Below are 14,048 nucleotides of genomic sequence, written 5' to 3'. Positions count from 1 at the left end.
CCGCTTCCTCAGCTCTGGAGCGCGCACCTGAACTGATAGATGGCAAGGGATCAATGCCTATCTCAAAACCAGCTACTTCTATCCTGAAGATTGAGGCGAACCCACGCAAACCACGAAGCCCACGACCCGCAAGACTTTTCGATGCCTCAACCACAGACAGCGAGCGCATAACTTTCCGCATTTCTGGAACCAACAGGCGAGCAAGGCTTGCGTCTTCTGGAGACTCAATCTTGGATGTCAGCAGGCCTTCTTCTTTTCCTATCTTTTCTATTTCGTTGAGCAAAACCGTTTTCCCAGTGCCTCTAAGGCCAAGGAGCATGAGCGATCGAGCGTGCTTTCCTCTCACGGCTCGCCCGCAAGAGATCCTTGCTTGCTCTAAAATCGAGTCCCTGCCGGCCAGCTCTGGCGGACGACTGCCTGCCCCAGGAGCGAACGGGTTTAGATACGGGTCCACTTTTACCTCATGCTTCGGCATCTATAGGGAACGATAGTGATGTATAGCGTTTTTCGCTATATATCACAAGATGCCTCAAAAGATGCCTGTGACAGGATGGCATATCAGTCTGAGCACCCACTCAACCACACTCCAGAGCATCCTACGTCCATTTCCCGGACGCTGTTCCGCGACACTCTTACCTCAGCCGGTTCGCTCGATCCCGCCGCCACGTCCGGGCGGCGGCAACCAGGGCGTCGATATTGGCTTCAGGAGTGCAAACCGGCAGCGTGCAGCCTGGGGCCAGCACGAAACCCGGCCCGTTCAAGCGTGTCAGTAGCGCTTCGGCCTCCGCAAAGGCTTCCACGGCGCTGCCGGAACTGAGGACGCCCCAAGGGGAAGGGCCTGTAGCCAGACCTCCACCCGCCAGCAAGGCTTCGGGTGTGAGATTGCCCGGCGACGCCTCCATGTGGAGCAGCGCCGGAAGCCGGTGCCGGAACAACCCGTGATGCACGCCGTCGCCATGCAGGTGCAGGATGTTGAACGGCAACTCCCACATCGCCTCGAGGCAGGCGATGTCGCCGGGAAGCCCGAAGCCGGCGTAAGCATCGGCGGTGAACGCTTCAGCGCGGGCGTTCTGCACCGCCAAGAAGACGCCGTCGATTCCGGTATCCGCCAAGGCGCGGATAACCCGCACGGTATTGGCGGTAATGGTGCGCAGCCCTGCCGCAACCGCTTCCGGAGCCTCGCGGACATGAACGGCCAGAATACCCGCCTCGGCCAGCTTGGCCGCCTGAGCTGCTGGACCGTAGACGGTCGCGACGACAGGCACTCCCGGCAAGGCCCGCCGAATCAGCCCGGCAGCACGCAGGATTTCGGTAACGAAGCCTCGGCCGGGGTCGAGCCGGGGCAGACGATGCCAGTCCTCCTCGACCGTCACGACCCGCCGGGTTATCCGGCGGCGACCCAGGGCATCGTCCGGATCGAGCGCATCCTCGACGCCATAGTCCACGATCTGCCACGTCGAAGCCGCCGTCAGCTTGACCAGATCGAAGTCGAACCGCGCCTGCCACGCCAGGGTCGCCTCCGCCAGCCGTTCGCCGTCCTGATCCGCAGCGGGATGATGCCGATGGGCGAACACCGGGCAGACCGGCATCGGCTCACCCGCCAGCACCGCCGTCAGCAACTCGCGATAGCGCGGCGGCGGGTCTCGCCCGGTCACGGCGGCGTCTCCACAACACCCCCCGACCTCGTCCGGAGAAGCGATGACGAAACGCCCTCTGTCCGCGGCAGGAAGACCACGCCGATCCCCAGCGCTTCCAGCCGGGGACGCAGGCGGGACCAGCGCGGCGTGTCCTCCCAATCGGCCCCGATGAAAACGGCGTCGATCCCCAGACCGGCGATGAACCCGGCGAAAAGGTCGGTGTCCTCCATCGAAACCGCCACCGGCAAGGCCTCGGCCACGCAATCGAAGGCGGCCACCAGTTCAAGCCGCTCGGCCTGCGGGGTCAGCGGAACCCGCCCCTTGGCGCGGGCCACCACGGCATCGCTCGGTATGCCGACGACCAGACGCCCGCACTGGGCGGCGGCCGCGCGCAGATAGCGCAGATGCCCGACATGCACCTGATCGAACGCCCCCGAAGCGTAACCGGTCCGCCAGCGATGCCGGGCCACCCCGCAAGTTTCAGGCAAGTCCATCGGCAATCCGTTCCATCAGGTTAGGCGAGACATCCCGCTGGAGCAGGGTCAGTGCTAGATGACGCGCCAGACCGGCCCGGCCGGACAGCATCGCGTCGGCAAGCCGGATAGCGGCCACGCTGCGCAGGAAGCTGGTGAATTCCACGATGTTGGGGGCTGATACCAGCGTGTCGAAATCGGCGTTAGGCGTCTCCCAGTCGCCGTAAGTGGCCCGCAACTGCTCTTCCGGAAACTCCGGCAACGGCAGCCGGCGGCCGACGCCGGCATGATCGGCCAGCCGCGCGGAAAAGGCCGGTACAGCCGCCTGCCGCAGCACCACGCCCGAGGGATGACGCCATGTGCTGATGAAGCGACCACCTTCCCGGCGATACTCCGTCACATCAACCGCCAAGCCGGTCCGGATATGGACCAGCGTCCGGAACGAACCGGTATCCAGGGCCGGCCGGCGGATGCGGAACGCCCCGGTCGCCGTCAGCGCCTGCGCCACCTCGGCACTGGTCGCCGGCGGCAGGGCGGCCAGATCGATATCCTGATCGCAGGGAAAGAAGCCGCCTTCCCTGACCAGACTGAGCAGCGTGCCGGCATGAACCGCCACCGGCAAGGCCTGGGTCAGGACGAGTCGTTCGATCTCGCCGATAACGATCCCCTGCCGGCGCCGGGTGCCAAGCCGCGCCGAAGGCGCCGGGGATGAAGGCCCCGGCCCTCCTGCCTCAAGAAGACCCTCCGCCACGCCGAGCGCCAGCGCCTCGCTCTCCCCGAAGCGCAGGGCGTTGTGGTTCGCCATGGCCCTCTGAAGCCTGACGATGCGGCGCTCAGTGGGGAACTGCGCCAGGATCGACTGTTCGAACCGGGCGGCGTCCCGCAGGACATCGTCATGCCGTCCAAGCCGCCCCTGCACCTCCCAGCGCGCCGGGAGCCAGGCAAACGGAAAGTCCACGATCCGCCGTTCGCGCTCCAGCATCAGCTCCAGCAGCGCCTCCAGATCCTCCTCCCGCTCCGCGATCGCGACCCTCATGTTCAGGTATGCCCCGGTCGCCTCCGGCACGGTCGAAAGACCGTCGGCACAGCCGCGCGCCGTGTCCAGGTCTCCGGCCAGAAGCGACAGCGACGCCAGGGCACAAGCGTAGCCGACCGGGTCGATACGAGGGCGAAGCCCGCGCAAGATCGCGCGACCTTCATCCTGACGCTCGGCGCACGCCGCCGCGCGAACGAATACATCGACCACCGAACGGTTTCCCGGATGCCACGCCAGCAAAGCCAGGGCCTCGCCATAGGCGGCGGCAGGCGATCCGCTTTCCAGCAAGGCATTCGCGCGCTCGATCGACGGATTCGCCGGATACACGGGTCCGATTTCCCGGATTTCCTTCATCGCTGAGGGGACATTCTGGCTCTCGCCCTGGAAGAAATAGGCTTAGCTGCCCGATGGTAGCAGTCACCTGGGATTGCGAATTCGGACGGGCATGATTAACGACACGCAATGCTTTAATAATCATCAATGCGAAGCAAATTTTCGAAATATCGAGCTATTCAGTCGCCGATCCTGCCCTGCAAGTCCTGATAGCCTGCAAGCCCTGATAGAAAGAGGCATTGCCAGCCTGTCGGGTTAATCGTCCAAGCGCGCTCGACCCTTTGGAACACCAAGCCTATGATGCCCGCGCGGTGTGCAGATCATTCGGGAGAGGCTGGTAATGCTGGCGTTCACGTCCCTGCGGCGGAAGTCCTCGAAGACGGCACGCCCGATCCTTGGAATAAGCCTTGGCGCCGCCATCCTGATGACTTCGGTCAGCGCCGGCGCCATGCCCATCGTCGCCTTCGGCGACAGCTTGTCGGACACGGGTAACGTCTCGATCCTGACTGGCGGCGCCCTCCCTCCCGCTCCCTATTACTTCGAGGGACGATTCTCCAACGGGCCGATCTGGCTCGACCAATTGGGTGCGGCGCTGGACGGCGCCGTCGATCCCGTGCTGGGCGGCGGCACCAATTTCGCCTTCGGCGCCGCCAGGGTTACGGCAGCGCCGCTCGTCCCCAGCCTGCGCGCACAGACCAACGCGTTTCTCAACGCCACAGCCGCGACCGGAGCCGATCCCACAGCACTCTACGTCGTCTACGGCGGCGGCAACGATGTCCGGGATGCCATCGGCAGCGCCGATCCGATCGCGGCCATCACCACGGCGGCCGAGCAACTGGCCGGGATCGTCGGCGATCTGGCGGACGCCGGAGCGGTCGATATCGTCGTGCCGACGCTGGCGAACGTCGGGCGCCTGCCGGAAGCCCGGCAGGCCGGCGATGCCGTGGTCGGTCTGGCGGGGCTGCTCAGCACGGTCTTCAACCAGACGCTGGCGCAGGGGCTTGCCGGGCTGGAGGCGACCAGCGAGGTCAACCTGATCCGGCCGGACTTCTTCGGCCTGCTCGAAACCATCACTGCGTCGCCTTCCAGCTTCGGCCTGACCAATGTGACCGACGCGTGCCTGCCGGTTACGCCGTTCGCCGTCCCCGCCGGCGCAACCGCCTGCTCCGATCCGGACGAGTTCCTGTTCTGGGACCTGCAACACCCGACGACCATCGGCCACGGCCTGTTCGCCGACGTGGCCTTGGATGCCATCAGGGCCGCCCTCGACCCCGTGACCGTGCCGGAACCCTGGCCGATGGCCCTGATGGCCCCCCTGCTGCTGGCCGGCATCGTCACCAAGTTCCGCCGGAAGCGACAGTAAAATCGGGAGAATATCTAATTCCGTCTTATACCAGTGGCCTTTAAGATTGACCGGTGAGTTCCGGCGAAGATGTCGGGCTGAAGAGGCCCGACATCTAACGCTCCAGACCGGTCAAACTCTTAGGCTCCTGGTATTACCCGGACTTGGAGCCCAGTACCTCCTTGCGTCAATCCCCAAGTCACGGCGCCCCACTCCCAAGCCGTACTCCCTAACCGGCGTTGCATGAGCCTCCGGCCTAAGCCGTCGAGGAACCGGAATAGCTCTCCAATATTTATTGAAAATACCGGACACTCGCTCATCGCCAAAGCTGCGCGCGCTCTATCCTTGTCCATAACAGTAAAGACATAGTCAGATGATGAACGCGGAAAACGATGCGGTCCGTAAAGCATCCCCTCTGGTCCGGTTCATTTGCACTCTCCTGTTCGTCGCCTCCCCCCTCCACTCCCTCCACGCGGCGGAAGCGGCCGAAACCCAGACCACGGCCCTGACGACGACGGCTCCGATGACGTTCCCGCGGACGTCCTGGATCGGCAACAGCTTCAGCGGGCGCGAGGCCTGGGTGCCCCACAACATGGACGCCCTGTTCGTCCGGCCCGATGGGACCGCCTTCACCAATACCTACTGGGAAGAAGGCACCCACGAAGTCACCATCTTCAAGGGCGGCAAGGTCGTCGGCGGGTCGAGCGACCTGCACGGCTGGGGACGCAACGGCGGCTACGCGATCACGGCGGACGACAGCTATCTCTATGTCGGCATGGTGCAGGGCGGCTGCGACGGCGGCAATTCCAGCAGGAACCAGTTCGGCCTGCCGCAATTCCCCTCCTGCGGGACCAATTGGTATGCGGTCGGCCGCTATGACTTCCAGGGCAATCCCGCCCCCTTCAACGGCGGCTACGGCTACAAGGCCCATATGCTGGTCGTCAGCATCGATGGCGCCCAAGTCCCGGCCCATGTCTCGGGACTAGCCGCCGCCAACGGCAAGCTGTTCGTCAGCGATCCCGCCGCCGGCGAGGTCAAGGTCTACAACACCTTCAGCATGAAGCAGGAAACGAGCTGGGCGGTCGCCGAACCCGGTCCGCTGGCCTATACCCGACCCGGCCAGCTCTGGGTGCTCCAAGCCAAGTCGGGCGTCATCCGGAGCTATTCGCCGACCGGCGCCGCCCTGCCGCAGAAGATCGCCGTCCCCGGCGCCAGCGCGATAGCGGCCGACCCCACGGGCGGCATGCTGCTGGTCGCCGACAACGGACCCGACCAGAACGTGAAGTTCTTCTCCGGCCTCGACAGTTCTCCGGTCCTCCACCATACATTCGGGACCCAGGGCGGCGTGGTCGCAGGTCCCGTCCCCGGCAGGATCGGCGGCCCCAGGTTCAACGGCCTGACCGGCGTCGGCATGGACGCCAAGGGCAACCTCTATGTCAGCCAGAACGGCACGGGTCCGCGCCGCACCGCCAGTTCCTACAACACGACGCTCGCCGCCTTCGACCCTTCCGGCAAGGAGCTGTACCGCCTGTTCGCCCATGAATGGGTGTCGATGGCGGTGGTCGATCCGCTGACCGACGGGGCCGAGCTTTACGGGCGGACGACGCGCTATTCGATGGACTATGGGAAGCCGGCCGGCCAGCAGGCGACCGATCTGGCGGTCACGATGGACCGTTTCGCCTATCCGGACGATCCGCGCCTGAAGATGAGTTCCGGCTTCGTCTATCCCGTGGCGCTGCGCCATATCCAGGGACGCAAGTTCCTGTTCATGACCAGCATGTACGCAACGGGCCTGATCGTCTACCGCTTCGACGGAGAGATCGCGGTACCCGCCGCCTGGCTGTCCGCCGGATCGGTCGGCAACGAGGACGGCAAGTTCCCCGCCAGCCAGCCCGACGGCGTCTGGATCTGGCGCGACGCCAACGGCAACGGCAAGTTCGACGCAGACGAGTATTCCAGCGGCGACGGCAGCCTGAACGGCTCCTTCGCCTGGAGCGTCGATGACGACGGCAGCGTCTGGGCGGCCGGCGGTTCCTCGATCCGGCGCTACAAGGCGCTGGGCCTCGACCAGCGCGGCAACCCGGTCTACGACACCGACAAGTCGGAAGTCTTCAACCTTCCGCTCGACTTCGGCAGCGTCCAGCGCCTTCACTACGTGCCCGCGACCGACACGCTCTATGTCGCCGGCTTCCGCCCCGGCCAGTCCGACGACGGCTGCTGGGGTCAAGTCGGCAAGTCGCTGGCCCGCTACGAACGCTTCGCCACCCGCCGTCCCGCCAAGCAGTTCCAGATCGACATCCCGTCCGACTGTGAAGGCCGTGTCGTGCCCAAGGCGATGGACATCGCCGGTGACGCCATCTTCATCGTGGACGTAAGCTCCGGCGGCCACGGCACCGGCTTGCTCCGCGTCTACGACGCCCGGACCGGCGCCCGCACCGTCGCCTTCCACGCCGACCCCAATGTCGTCGGCGGCATCTCCAACACCGGCTGGATCGACATCCCCTACGGCCTCCGCGCCTACCGCCGCGCCAACGGGCAATACCTGGTGTTCGTCGAAGACGATCTGAAGTCGAAGGTGCTGATGTATAGCTGGGAGTGAGGTGAGACTATCGAAGTCTTCGCCGGTAGGTACCCCAGGGCTGTTCAGTGCTGTATGGAAATGCGCTGATCGGGCCTGTCGTCGCTGACATTACAAGCACGGACTTGAAAAGTCCGTCATGCCAAGACTTGATCTTGCCATCTCCTGGCGGAGGCGCTCATGACAATTTCAACTCAAAGTTTTCATGGACAGGGGAGCCCGGCTTGGATGGGGAACGGGATGGCGGGGAGCGACCCGGCGGCGGTGCGGCAGGATTGAGCATCGCGGCATCCTTTTGCTGGTGCCGAGTGTTGGAAAACAGGCGAACCGTGAGCGCGTCTTGCACAGCCGGATGCCCGCCTATGCTAGTCATTCCACTAGTGGCCGATGCGATTATTTGTGGAAAATTGGCCGCAACTTCGGCTTAATCACTGTAAATGTTTTCCGTTGCCAAGTCACGTCGTTAACACCGGTGAGCGGGAAAGCGAAAATGCGGCGGATGCATGCTCGATTGGGACGATCTGAGATTTTTTCTGGCCTTGGCGCGCAGCGGCAGCCTGTCGGCGGCGGCCCGGGATCTGCGGGTCGCTCAGTCGACGGTCGGCCGCCGGCTGGGCTCGCTTGAGGCCAGCCTCGGCGTCCGGCTGCTGAACCGCACGCCGGATGGTTATATGCCAACTCTGGCCGGCGAGGAGGTTCGCGCCCAGGCGGAGAAGCTCGAGGCGGAAGCGCTGAGCCTGGAGCGCACCGTTGCCGGACGAGACACCCGTCTGGCCGGCCTGGTACGCGTCACCTGCGCGGAAACCATCGCCAGCTATCTCCTGGCGCCCTGCCTCGCGGCGCTGCATGCGGAGCACCCCGACATGATGGTCGAGTTGATCTCCAATCCGCGCGAGCTCAGCCTCGCCATGCGCGAAGCCGAGATCTCCGTGCGCCTGACGCGATCGGATCAGCACGATCTGGTGGTGCGGAAGATCGGCAGCCTGGGCTTCGGGCTCTACGCCGCTCCAGCTTACCTGGACCGCCAGGGTGAACCGGACTATGCCGCCGGCTGTTCGGGTCACCACCTGATCACCCAGCTTGACGACATTCAGGACGCGGCACAGGCCAGCTGGCTGGCCGATCTGGCGCCGCGCGCCCGTATCGCGGTGCAGACCAACAGCCACGAAGCTGCGGTGCTTACTGCTTTGCATGGCGGCGGCCTGGCATGCCTGGCGCGGTTCCGGGGCGACCGTGAAAGCGGGCTGACCCGCCTGATCACGCAATCGCCGCCCCCAAGCACCGGGATCTGGCTCGTCGTGCACCGCGACAACCGCCACACTGCCCGGATCAGAACCGTGCTCAGCCACATCACTGACAGCGTTCACGCGCTGGCCGAGGCATTGTCTCCAAACGTCAGGAAATCTTCGGGAGAAAAGCAGGTCGGGTAGCTCGAACAGCTTCGCTGTTGCTCGATGCCGGCAGTCGTGCGGATTTGCATAGCTAATCGTCATATTTGCATATCGGGGAATGAACAACTTTTCTGCTTTTCATTCGTTCTGTTTGAAGGAGCCGCCGGCCGACTGTGCAGACGAAAAAAGTCTCGTCTCGGTTATATCTCTGTATGCAGAGAAAAGTCTCATTAATGAATTGGCAACAAGCGCCAAACAAGAACTATTATTCATGAACCGTGACCCTTAGATATAGGAAAATCATTATTCAAACTGACAAGGTATTGATTGGTATTTCGCTCCAGGATTAGTCTTCTGTCCGATCATAGTTGGTAAAATTCTTTAAAATATTCTATTATTAAATTTTCATTTGCAAGTGAGGAATAATGACGAAGGGATCGGATCTTCTAGTAGCGGCGCTCGAGAACGAAGGGGTCGAGTTCATCTTCGGCGTCCCCGGCGAGGAAAACCTCGACGTCGTCGAGTCTTTGCGTACCTCGCGCATCAAACTTGTCCTCACCCGGCACGAACAATCGGCGGCTTTCATGGCGGCGACCCATGGCCGTCTGACCGGCCGACCCGGCGTCTGCATTTCCACGCTCGGCCCAGGCGCACTGAATCTCGTCACCGGTGCCGCCTATGCCTATCTCGGCGCCATGCCGATGATCCTTCTGACCGGTCAGAAGGGCATCATGAGCAGCCAGCAGGCCCGCTTCCAGATCGTCGACATGATCGCAACGATGCGGCCGCTGACCAAATCGACCCGCCAGATCGTAAGCACGCGCTCCATCCCGACGCTGGTTCGCGACGCCTTCCGCGTGGCGATGGAAGAGAGACCGGGGCCGGTTCACCTGGAACTGCCTGAGGACATCGCCGGCGAGGAGGTCCCGGATCTCCCCATGGTGCCGCCGCATCCGATCGAACAGCCGGTGGCGCCTTCCCTGGCGCTCGACCGCGCCGCCGAGATGATCCTCAAGGCGAAGCGTCCGCTGGTCATGCTGGGAGCCGCCACCAGCCGCCCCCGCCTGAGCGCCGGACTGACGGACTTCATCGCCCGCACGCAGATACCCTTCTTCAACACCCAGATGGGCAAGGGCACCGTGGCCGGCGGTCACAATCTCTATCTGGGCACGGCTGCCCTGTCGCAACGGGACTACGTCCACGAGGCAATCGACCGGGCCGACCTGATCATCGCGATCGGCCACGACACGATCGAGAAGCCGCCGTTCCTGATGGGGCTCGACGGGCCGCAAGTGATCCACATCAGCTACACGCCGGCCAATGTCGAACAGGTCTACTTCCCGCATGCCGAGGTGGTGGGCGACGTCGGTCCCAGTCTGGCGCTGCTGTCCGAAAGGCTGGAAGGCAGACTGAAGACGGCATCCGCGCTGACGTCGCTTCGGGAAGGGATACTCAGGCGGATCACGGACCGCGCAACCGAAGGCCGCTTCCCGCCGACGCCGCAGCGGATCGTCCACGATGTCCGGCAGGTCATGCCCGAAGACGGTATCGTCTGCCTGGACAACGGCATGTACAAGATCTGGTTCGCCCGCAACTACCGTACCTGGATGCCCAACACGGTCCTGCTCGACAACGCGTTGGCGACCATGGGGGCGGGCCTGCCCTCGGCGATGATGGCGGCCATGCTTTATCCGGACCGGCGCGTGCTGGCGGTATGCGGCGACGGCGGGTTCATGATGAACTCGCAGGAACTGGAAACCGCCGTCCGTTTGAAGCTGAACCTCGTCGTCCTGATCCTCGACGACAACGGCTACGGCATGATCCGCTGGAAACAGGCTGTCGACGACTTCTCCGACTGGGGCTTGACCTTCGGCAATCCGGACTTCGTCAAATACGCGGAAGCGTATGGCGCCAAGGGATCGCGCGTCGAAGCGACCGAGGATCTGGCGCCTGCGCTCGAGGCGGCGTTCAAGGCCGGAGGCGTGCATGTCGTGACCGTTCCGATCGACTATTCGGAAAACATGCGGGTGCTGGTGGACGAGCTTAAAACCTCCTACCAGGACCCGCGCGCCGGTGAAACCGTTTCCGAAAGGTCGATGCCATGAAAATCAGAGCGGCCGTTCTCAATGCAATGGGCGCTTCGACGCCCTATCGAACTTCGCAGCCGTTGACGATCGAGGAACTGGATCTGGATCTGCCCGGTCCGGGAGAAGTGCTGGTCAGGATCAAGGCCGCTGGTCTTTGCCATTCCGACCTGTCGGTGATCAATGGCGATCGGCCACGCCCTCTGCCGATGGCTCTCGGGCACGAAGCCGCCGGCATCGTCGAGGAGGTCGGACCCGGTATCCACGATCTTGTGCGGGGCGACCATGTGGTCTGCGTGTTCGTCCCCTCCTGCGGTCACTGCGGCCCCTGCGCCGAAGGCCGGCCAGCCCTGTGCGAGCCGGGCGCCGCCGTGAACGGGGCCGGGACGCTGCTCTCCGGAGCGAACCGGCTGCACCGCGCCGACGGTACGACGGTGCTCCATCATCTCGGCATCTCGGGCTTTGCCGATTACGCCACCGTCTCCCGCCATTCGCTGGTGAAGATAGATCCCGAGCTGCCGCTTGAGGAAGCGGCTCTGTTCGGCTGTGCCGTGCTGACCGGCGTCGGGGCGGTCGTCAATACGGCACGCGTCCAGGCCGGCGCCTCCGTCGCGGTCATCGGCCTGGGCGGCGTCGGACTGTGCTCGCTGCTGGGCGCAGTCGCGGCTGGCGCCCGCGAGATCGTCGCCATCGACCTCGCCGACGACAAGCTTGCCTTCGCGCAGGAACTCGGGGCCACGGCGACGTTCAACGCCAAGGACCCGGACTGCGCCGAGCAGGTCAGGAGCGCCACCAAGGGCGGAGTCGAGTACGCGTTCGAACTCGCCGGCTCGGTTCGGGCGCTCGAACTCGCTTACAGGATCACGCGCAGGGGCGGCACCACGGTAAGCGGCGGACTGCCGCCGCCGACCGCCACCATGCCGCTGCCTGCCGTCAACCTCGTGGCGGAGGAGCGAACGCTCAAGGGCAGCTATATCGGCACGGCCGTTCCCAGCCGCGACATTCCCCGTTTCATCCAGCTCTATCAGCGCGGCAGGTTGCCGGTCGACAAGCTGATGACCGGTACCTTGGCGCTGAGCGACATCAACCAGGGCTTCGACCGGCTGCACGACGGCACGGCGATACGTCAGGTCGTGAAGCTCTGAAATCGAACCCGCAGTAGGCTGGACTGGAAATTTCCCTGGAGGACATGATGCCGATACGGGACAAGGTCGTCAGCGCCGATGAGGCGGTCGCCATCATCCGCTCGGGCGACATGGTCGCCACGTCGGGCTTCGTCGGCGTCGGCACGCCCGACGCGATCTTCACGGCTTTGGAAAAGCGGTTCCTGTCCAGCGCCGAGCCCAGGGACCTGGGTCTCCTGTTCGCGGCGGCGCCCGGCGACGGCAAGGATCGCGGCCTCAACCGTCTGGCGCATCGCGGATTGATCCGGCGCGCAGTGGGCGGGCACTGGTCGCTGGTGCCGAAGCTGGGCAGGATGGCGGCGGACAACCTGATCGAAGCCTGGAACCTGCCGCTCGGTTGTATCTCACAGCTTTTCCGCGAAATCTCCGGCCGGCGGCCCGGTCTGCTCAGCCGGGTCGGCCTGGGCACTTTCGTCGATCCGCGCCAGGGCGGCGGCAAGCTTAATGCCATCAGCACACGGGATCTCGTCAGAGTGATGGAGATCGACGGGCAGGAATGGCTGTTCTACCAGGCCATCCCGGTCGATGTGGCGATCCTTCGCGGCACCACGGCCGACCCTGACGGCAACATCAGCATGGAGCGCGAGGCGCTGGTCCTGGACAATCTGGCCATTGCCATGGCGGCCAAGGCGAGCAAGGGCTTCGTCATAGCGCAGGTCGAGCGGCTGGCGGCTGCCGACGCCATACCGGCCAGACAGGTCGTGGTCCCAGGGTCGCTGGTCGATTGCGTTGTCCTGGCGCCGCCGGAGCATCACGTCCAGACCTACCAGACCGCCTACAATCCGGCTTTCTCGGGGCAGTTGCGGGTACCGATGGACCGCATTCCACCCCTTCCGCTGGACGAGCGAAAAATCATAGCACGGCGCTGCGCCATGGAGCTTCCCATGGGAGGCGTGGTCAATCTGGGCATCGGCATGCCGGAAGCCGTGGCCGCGGTGGCAAGAGAAGAAAACCTGCTGGAGCAGGTGACGCTCACGGCGGAACCCGGCATCTTCGGCGGCATACCGCAGGGCGGGCTCGATTTCGGCGCGGCCCTCAATCCGTCGGCGATCATCGCCCAGAACCAGCAATTCGATTTCTACGATGGCGGCGGACTCGACCTTGCCTGCCTCGGCATGGCCCAAGCTGACGCCCTGGGCAACGTCAATGTAAGCCGGTTCGGCGACAGGTTCGCCGGCGCCGGCGGTTTCATCAACATCACGCAGAACGCCAGGGCGCTGGTTTTCGCCGGCACCTTCACCGCTGGCGGACTGCGGGTCGAAGCCGGACAGGGCCATCTGCGCATCGCGCAGGAAGGGCGCTGCCGGAAATTCGTGACCGCCGTCGAGCAGGTGACCTTCAACGGCGCTCTGGCCGCCGCTGCCGGGCAGCGGGTGCTATACGTCACCGAGCGTTGCGTTTTTCAGCTCACTCCAGCCGGTCTGGCTCTGGTGGAGGTGGCTCCGGGCATCGATCCGGAGCGTGATATCCTGGCCCTGATGGACTTCCGCCCGGTCATGGCCGAATTCAAGCCGATGAACGACCGGCTGTTCCGCACGGCGGCGATGGGTCTCGACGCCATGCTGCTCAACCGTCCGTTGGCCGAACGCTTTACCCTCGATGCCGCCCGGTCGATGCTGTTCATCGACCTGACCGGCTACCAGGTACGGCGCGACGAGCAGGTCGAAGCGGTGCGGAAACAGGTGAGATCGATGATCGAGCCTCTCGGCCGGAAAGTCACGGCGGTCATCGACTACGACGGATGCGTCATCGATCCCGGGGTCGCCGAGACCTGGTTCGATATGGTGCGCGACGTTCATGGCCGCTACTACGACAAGGCGTCCCGCTACACCACCAGCGCGTTCATGCGGCTGAAGCTTGGCGACGAGCTGCGGCGGCGTGAGATGGCTCCCCACGTCTTCGAGTCTGCGGGCAGGTCCTCCGCCGAATAACGCCACGGCTCCTAATGTTACAGGCCAGTCAATGTTTAATGCCCCTGGTATAATATCGG

10 protein-coding genes are annotated in these 14,048 nt (G+C 64.2%); 6 read left to right on the top strand and 4 right to left on the bottom strand.

The window, feature by feature from the left end:
- The 4 genes from N826_RS44825 to N826_RS16695 all read right to left on the bottom strand — a co-directional run.
- On the bottom strand, positions 1-283 hold a 283-nt coding region (locus N826_RS44825; RefSeq protein WP_211099306.1), incomplete at its 3' end, for a hypothetical protein.
- Between the two features lie 349 nt (positions 284-632).
- The gene (locus tag N826_RS16705; protein ID WP_044430626.1) at positions 633-1,655 is read right to left on the bottom strand and encodes a uroporphyrinogen decarboxylase family protein; all 1,023 of its coding nucleotides are present in this window, start codon (positions 1,653-1,655) and stop codon (positions 633-635) included.
- The gene (locus tag N826_RS16700; protein ID WP_044430625.1) at positions 1,652-2,131 is read right to left on the bottom strand and encodes an FAD synthase family protein; all 480 of its coding nucleotides are present in this window, start codon (positions 2,129-2,131) and stop codon (positions 1,652-1,654) included. The genes N826_RS16705 and N826_RS16700 overlap by 4 nt, the downstream gene beginning before the upstream one ends.
- The gene (locus tag N826_RS16695) at positions 2,118-3,473 is read right to left on the bottom strand and encodes a hypothetical protein (RefSeq protein WP_147040798.1); all 1,356 of its coding nucleotides are present in this window, start codon (positions 3,471-3,473) and stop codon (positions 2,118-2,120) included. The genes N826_RS16700 and N826_RS16695 overlap by 14 nt, the downstream gene beginning before the upstream one ends.
- A gap of 346 nt (positions 3,474-3,819) precedes the next feature.
- Here N826_RS16695 and N826_RS16690 point away from each other — a divergent pair, with 346 nt between their 5' ends.
- From N826_RS16690 to N826_RS16665, 6 genes are all read left to right on the top strand, one after another.
- Positions 3,820-4,842, top strand: coding sequence for an SGNH/GDSL hydrolase family protein (locus N826_RS16690; protein ID WP_044430623.1), 1,023 nt, complete (start codon positions 3,820-3,822; stop codon positions 4,840-4,842).
- Between the two features lie 352 nt (positions 4,843-5,194).
- Positions 5,195-7,420: an NHL repeat-containing protein gene (locus N826_RS45725; RefSeq protein WP_147040796.1), complete on the top strand. Its 2,226-nt coding sequence runs from the start codon at positions 5,195-5,197 to the stop codon at positions 7,418-7,420.
- Positions 7,421-7,902: 482 nt separating this feature from the next.
- Positions 7,903-8,829, top strand: a complete 927-nt coding sequence (locus tag N826_RS16680; protein WP_044430622.1) for a LysR family transcriptional regulator — start codon at positions 7,903-7,905, stop codon at positions 8,827-8,829.
- 386 nt (positions 8,830-9,215) lie between these two features.
- On the top strand, positions 9,216-10,895 hold the full coding sequence (locus tag N826_RS16675; protein WP_044430621.1) for an acetolactate synthase large subunit: 1,680 nt from the start codon (positions 9,216-9,218) through the stop codon (positions 10,893-10,895).
- The gene (locus N826_RS16670; protein ID WP_044430620.1) at positions 10,892-12,019 is read left to right on the top strand and encodes a zinc-dependent alcohol dehydrogenase family protein; all 1,128 of its coding nucleotides are present in this window, start codon (positions 10,892-10,894) and stop codon (positions 12,017-12,019) included. Before N826_RS16675 ends, N826_RS16670 begins: the two co-directional genes overlap by 4 nt.
- A 44-nt stretch (positions 12,020-12,063) precedes the next feature.
- Positions 12,064-13,989 (top strand): acyl CoA:acetate/3-ketoacid CoA transferase, encoded by a 1,926-nt coding sequence (locus tag N826_RS16665; RefSeq protein WP_147040794.1) that lies wholly within the window; start codon positions 12,064-12,066, stop codon positions 13,987-13,989.
- Positions 13,990-14,048 lie beyond the last annotated feature (59 nt).

It is taken from the genome of Skermanella aerolata KACC 11604 (assembly GCF_000936425.1).
Classification (GTDB): domain Bacteria; phylum Pseudomonadota; class Alphaproteobacteria; order Azospirillales; family Azospirillaceae; genus Skermanella; species Skermanella aerolata.
This window is presented reverse-complemented; position numbering and strand designations above follow the sequence as displayed.

Excerpts from the sequence above, each read along its gene's own strand:
- N826_RS45725 (WP_147040796.1), top strand. The coding sequence starts at position 5,195 with ATGATGAACGCGGAAAACGATGCGGTCCGTAAAGCATCCCCTCTGGTC.
- N826_RS16700 (WP_044430625.1), bottom strand. The coding sequence starts at position 2,131 with ATGGACTTGCCTGAAACTTGCGGGGTGGCCCGGCATCGCTGGCGGACC.
- N826_RS16675 (WP_044430621.1), top strand. The coding sequence starts at position 9,216 with ATGACGAAGGGATCGGATCTTCTAGTAGCGGCGCTCGAGAACGAAGGG.
- N826_RS16665 (WP_147040794.1), top strand. The coding sequence starts at position 12,064 with ATGATGCCGATACGGGACAAGGTCGTCAGCGCCGATGAGGCGGTCGCC.
- N826_RS16670 (WP_044430620.1), top strand. The coding sequence starts at position 10,892 with ATGAAAATCAGAGCGGCCGTTCTCAATGCAATGGGCGCTTCGACGCCC.
- N826_RS16680 (WP_044430622.1), top strand. The coding sequence starts at position 7,903 with ATGCTCGATTGGGACGATCTGAGATTTTTTCTGGCCTTGGCGCGCAGC.
- N826_RS16690 (WP_044430623.1), top strand. The coding sequence starts at position 3,820 with ATGCTGGCGTTCACGTCCCTGCGGCGGAAGTCCTCGAAGACGGCACGC.